The following is a 1,271-nucleotide window of genomic DNA, read 5'->3' as shown; positions in this document are numbered from 1 at the left end:
ACAGCCGGCCAGTTCCTCACAGAACGCCTCGACGGCCTCCGGCTCGTCGAGGTCGCTCTCGGATCGAGCGACGAGGTCGGCGTCGACCTCGCCGGCGGCGCGGGCGAGCGCGCCCAATTCGTTTTCGGTCGCGGTGTAGAGTCCGACGGTTGCCATAAGTTTGATAAACTCCGTTTGTGTTAAAACAACTGTGTTTGATCTCGCCGACGATAAAAGCGTTTCCACGCCGTTCGGGGCGGTGGTGGGCCAACGCCAATTGAAGCAGGCACTTCTGTGTGTCACCGCCGACGACGGCCTCGACGGCCTGCTCGTGACCGGCGAGAAGGGGACCGCCAAATCGACGCTCGTCCGCGGTCTCGCGGGACTGCTGCCCGACCAACGCGCTATCGCGGACTGCCCGTACGGCTGTCCGCCCGACGACCGGAGCCGGCAGTGTCGCGACTGTCGCGACCGGGCGACGGTTCCCGTCGAGACGCGGGCCGTGCCGCTCGTCACCCTCCCGCTCGGCGCGAGCCGGGACCGCGTCGTGGGGACGCTTTCGGTCTCGGACGCCCTGTCGGGGGAGGCGACGTTCGAGCCCGGGCTGCTAGCGCGGGCCAACCGCGGACTGCTGTACGTCGACGAGGTGAACCTCCTCGACGACCACCTCGTCGACGTGTTGCTCGATGCGGCCGCCTCGGGAGTCAACCGGGTCGAGCGCGACGGCGTCAGCCGGACCCATCCCGCCGAGTTCACGCTCGTCGGGACGATGAATCCCGAGGAGGGCGACCTCCGGCCGCAACTGCGGGACCGCTTTGCGCTCTCTGTCGAGGTCGAGGGCGAACGCGACGTCTCCGACCGGGTCGCCATCATCGACGACGACCTCCGCGACGGCCGGCCCGAGGAGGCCGACGACGACACCGACGCCCACCGCCGGCGGTTGCGGCGCGCCCGCGAGACGATCGAGTCGGTCGCGCTGACGGACGAACAAAAGCGGGAGATCGCCGAACTCTGTCTCGAGGCCGGCGTCGACGGCCACCGCGCCGACATCGCGACCGCCCGGGCCGCGCGGGCGCTCGCCGCCCTCGACGGTCGGCCGACGGTCGTACGAGACGACATCCGGACGGCGGCGTCGTTCGCGCTCGGCCACCGGATGCGCTCGACGCCCTTCGAGGACGCCCCGGACGCCGACGACGTGATCGACGACCACCTCGAGGACGAGGGCGAAAACGAACAGGAGGGCGGCGACGCCGAGTCGTCCGCCTCCGAGCCGTCCCCGGCATCGTCCTCGG

At 70.3% G+C, this 1,271-nt stretch carries 1 protein-coding gene; it reads left to right on the top strand.

Annotated features, from left to right (window positions below; all coding sequences use genetic code 11):
• Positions 1–160: 160 nt before the first annotated feature.
• A partial coding sequence (locus DP106_RS15105; RefSeq protein WP_394343469.1) for an ATP-binding protein occupies positions 161–1,271 on the top strand: 1,111 nt, incomplete at its 3' end.

Source organism: Halonotius pteroides (assembly GCF_003605635.1).
GTDB lineage: Archaea > Halobacteriota > Halobacteria > Halobacteriales > Haloferacaceae > Halonotius > Halonotius pteroides.
The sequence above is the reverse complement of the archived record's forward strand: the minus strand, read 5'-3'. Positions and strand labels throughout refer to the sequence as shown.